Source organism: Methylibium sp. (assembly GCF_013817365.1).
In the GTDB taxonomy this organism is placed as follows: Bacteria; Pseudomonadota; Gammaproteobacteria; order Burkholderiales; family Burkholderiaceae_C; genus Methylibium.
The window spans coordinates 1-3,858 of sequence record NZ_JACDCU010000398.1; the positions used below are offsets into that span (position 1 = coordinate 1).

Consider the following 3,858-nt stretch of genomic DNA (forward strand, 5'->3'; position numbering starts at 1 on the left):
ATTCCCGATGTCGCGACGGTGACAGTTCCGGGGCGAAATTCCCGATGCCGGCGCGCCGATCGGGTGACATGCTGTGCGCCTGAACCGAACCGCGAGGCCTTCATGCTGCAACGTCGCTCCCTTCTTAAAGCCCTTGCCGGCAGCGCTGCGCTGGCGGCGGCTCCGGCCTTGCGCGCGCAAGCCGCCTGGCCCACGCAGCCGGTCAAGCTGCTGGTCGCCTTTCCGGCCGGCGGGCCGACTGACCTGACCATGCGCGTGCTGGCTGAGAACGCCGGCAAGCTGCTCGGCCAGACTGTCGTCGTCGAGAACAAGCCCGGCGCCGGCGGCACCCTGCCGGCCCAGCAACTGCTGACCACCCAGCCGGACGGCCACACCGTGGCGCAGATTCCGCTCGGCGTCTTTCGCCTGCCCTACACACAGAAGATCAACTGGAACCCGATCACCGACCTGAGCTACATCATCGGCATCACCGGCTACGCCTTCGGCGTGGTGGTGCCGGCCAACTCGCCTTTCGAGACCTGGGCCGACTTCGTCGCCTATGCCAAGGCCAACCCCGGCAAGCTCAGCTACGGCTCGACCGGCGTGCTGACCAGCCCGCATCTCACGATGGAGGAGATCGCGCTCAAGCTGGGCGTCACGCTCAACCACATTCCGTACAAGGGCAGCGCCGACCTCATGCAGGGCATCCTCAGCGGCCAGCTCATGGCCGCGGCCGACTCGACCGGCTTCGCGCCGCACGTGGCCTCCGGCAAGCTGCGCGTGCTCAATACCTGGGGCGAACAGCGCCTGGCCAAGTTCCCCGACGCGCCCACGCTCAAGGAACTGGGCCTGGGCCTGGTGCAGGCCTCGCCGTACGGCCTGGCCGGCCCGAAGGGCATGGCCCCGGCGCGCGTGCAGCGCCTGCACGACGTCTTCAAGCAGGCCATGGAAATGCCCAACCACGTGGAGGCGCTGGCCAAGTTCGACCAGGCGCTGATGTACATGGGCCCGGCCGCCTATGCAAAGTTCGCCGCCGAAACGTCGGCGCGCGAGAAGGTGGTGATCGATCGCCTGGGCCTGGCCAAGACGTCCTGAGCCGCGCGCCCGCGGCGCCCGACCGCGCCGCTCAGGTAACGCGCTGTGTCAAAGTGTCGGCGTGGAGACCCTTCCCGACCGCGCGGTGACGCCCGAGATCCTGGGCCTGGCAGCGCGGCTGCAGGCGCGTTATCTGCGGGGCGCCCTCCTCCGAGGTCTTCGATGCGCTGCTGCCCGACCTGCTCGCCAACACCGGCAGCGGCTACGGGCTGATCGGCGAAGTGTGGCGCGACGAGCGCGGCGCGCCCTACCTGAAAGTCTTCACGCTCACCGACATTTCCTGGAACGAGGCGACGCGCGAACGCGTCGCCCGCGAGCGCCACACCGGCATGGAGTTCCGCCGGACCGACACGCTGCTCGGCGCGGCGCTGGCCACCGGCAAGCCGGTCATCTCCAACGATCCGGCCGGCGATGCACGCGCCGGCGGCCTGCCGGCCGGCCATCCCGGCCTGCACACCTACCTCGGCGTGCCGCTGTTCCATGGCGGCGAGCTGGTCGGGATGATCGGCCTGGCCAACCGCCCCGGCGGCTACGACGTTGCGCAGCTGAGCGCGCTGGAGCCGCTGTTCGCCGCGGTGGGCGCGATCATCGGCGCCGTCATGCTCGAACGCGAGCGCCGGCAGGCGGAGACAGCGTTGCGCGCAAGCGAGGCGCGCTGGCGCAACAGCTTCGAGCGGGCCGGCGCGGGCATCGCCCAGACGGGCGCCGACGGCCGATTCCTGGAAGTCAACGCACGCATGTGCGAGATCACTGGGCGCACGCACGAGGCCTTGCTGGCGCTGACCTACCGCGACATCACGCACCCGGACGATCTGCCGAGCGACGACGCGCTGCTGCACCGCCTGGTCACCGCCCAGGCAAACATCGAGAACCGCGAGAAGCGCTACCTGCGCCCCGACGGCTCGAGCGTCTGGGTGCAACTCACCGCCACGCCCATGCTCGATGACCAGGGCCGCTTCCTGCACACCGTCACCGTGGTGTTCGACATCGATCAGAAAAAGCGCGCCGAGGCGGCGTTGCGCGAACGGGAAGCGCTCTTCACCAAGCTCGCCAACCACGTGCCCGGCATGCTGTGCCAGTTTCATTTCGGGCTGGAAGGCCAGACCAGCGTGCCTTATTGCAGCGAAGGCGTGCGCGAGCTGTTCGAGCACGAGCCCGAAGCACTGCGCGCCGACGGCCGGCTGATGATCCAGCGCGTCGTCAAGGAGCAGCGCAAGGGCGTCTGGGAAAGTCTCGAAGCTTCACGCCGGACTCTGCACGGCTGGAACACCGAGTTCGAGGTCGATCTTCCGCGCGCGGGCCGTCGCTGGCTCGAAGGCCAGGCCGCCGCAGAGCGGCTGCCGGACGGCAGCACCACTTGGCATGGCGTCATCACCGACATCACCGAGCGCAAGCGCTTCGACGCAACCTTGCTCAACGCGCAAGCCGCCGAACGCGCCAACGCCGCCAAGACCGAATTCCTTTCGCGCATGAGCCACGAGTTGCGCACGCCGCTCAATGCGGTACTCGGTTTCTCGCAACTGCTGCTCGGCGACATTCAACAGCCGCTGCACGACGGCCAACGTGCCCGCGTGGACCACAACCAGCGCGCCGGCCAGCATCTGCTGGCGATGATCGGCGACGTGCTCGACCTGTCGCGCATCGAATCCGGCAACCTGCCGTTGGTGCTGCAGCCGCTGCTGCTGCGCACCTTGATCGAGGAATCGTTCGCTCTGGTCGCGCCGAGCGCACGCGCCAGCGGCGTGGCGCTGCTCTCGCGCGCCGGCGACCCGCCGCTGCACGTGCTTGCCGACCCCATGCGCCTGCGGCAGGTGCTCGTCACCCTGATGAGCAACGCGGTCAAATACAACCACTCGGGCGGCCGGGTCACGGTAGAGGTCGAGCGGCGCGACACCGACGCAGTACGCCTCACCGTGAGCGACACCGGCATCGGCCTGTCGCAGGCGCAGCAGGCGCAACTGTTCGAGCCCTTCAACCGGCTGGGTGCGGAGCGCAGCGGCATCGAGGGCACCGGCCTGGGCCTGGCCATAACGCGCAGGCTGGTCGAGCTGATGAACGGCTCGATCGCGGTCCACAGCGCGCCGGGCCGGGGTTCGAGCTTCGCCGTCACGCTGCCGCGCAGCGACCCGCGCCCGGGCGCGGCGGCGTCGCCGGCGGCGGGCGCTGCCACGGGCAGCACGGCCCTGCACAGCGTGCTCTATGCGGAGGACAACAACCTCAATATCGAGCTCGTGCGCCAGTTGCTGCTGCTGCGCAGTGGCTGCGAGCTGCGCATCGCGCGCAGCGGCCGCGAAGCCATCGCCAGCGCGCGCGCCGCGCCCCCCGACCTCTTGCTCATCGACATGCACCTGGGCGACATGACCGGGCTGGACGTGCTGGCGGCGCTGCAAGACGAGCCACGGCTCGCCGGCGTGCCGCGCATCGCACTGTCCGCCGACGCCCTGCCCGACCGGGTGCGCGCCGCGCGCGAGCAGGGCTTCGACGACTACCTCACCAAGCCGGTCGACATGGCCGAGTTGCTGGCCTGCCTGGACCGGCATCTCGCGGCGGGACGCAAGCGGCCCTGATCCGGTCGTGGCGGCACGACTGAAACGCGGGCTGGCGAGCCGGGCCGCTCGGTCACCGGCGACCGGTGAGGCCTCGATATACTGCCGCGACAGCGCCGATTTGATCCGGATTGCGGGCGCTCAACAAATGCAGCTAAAGAGGGGCCCGCGACTGTCGACTGTCACCCGGCCACGCTAGCTAAAGCGACGCCGGGTTTTCTTTTTGACAGTTCAGATC

The 3,858-nt window shown here is 69.4% G+C and carries 2 protein-coding genes; both read left to right on the forward strand.

What is annotated here, in order from left to right; genetic code table 11:
- Nucleotides 1–105: 105 nt before the first annotated feature.
- Complete coding sequence (locus tag H0W38_RS18455; RefSeq protein ID WP_292456821.1) at nt 106–1,074, forward strand: tripartite tricarboxylate transporter substrate binding protein; 969 nt, start codon at nt 106–108, stop codon at nt 1,072–1,074.
- A gap of 131 nt (nt 1,075–1,205) precedes the next feature.
- Nucleotides 1,206–3,641, forward strand: a complete 2,436-nt coding sequence (locus H0W38_RS18460; RefSeq protein WP_292456822.1) for an ATP-binding protein — start codon at nt 1,206–1,208, stop codon at nt 3,639–3,641.
- The last annotated feature ends 217 nt before the right edge of the window (nt 3,642–3,858 follow it).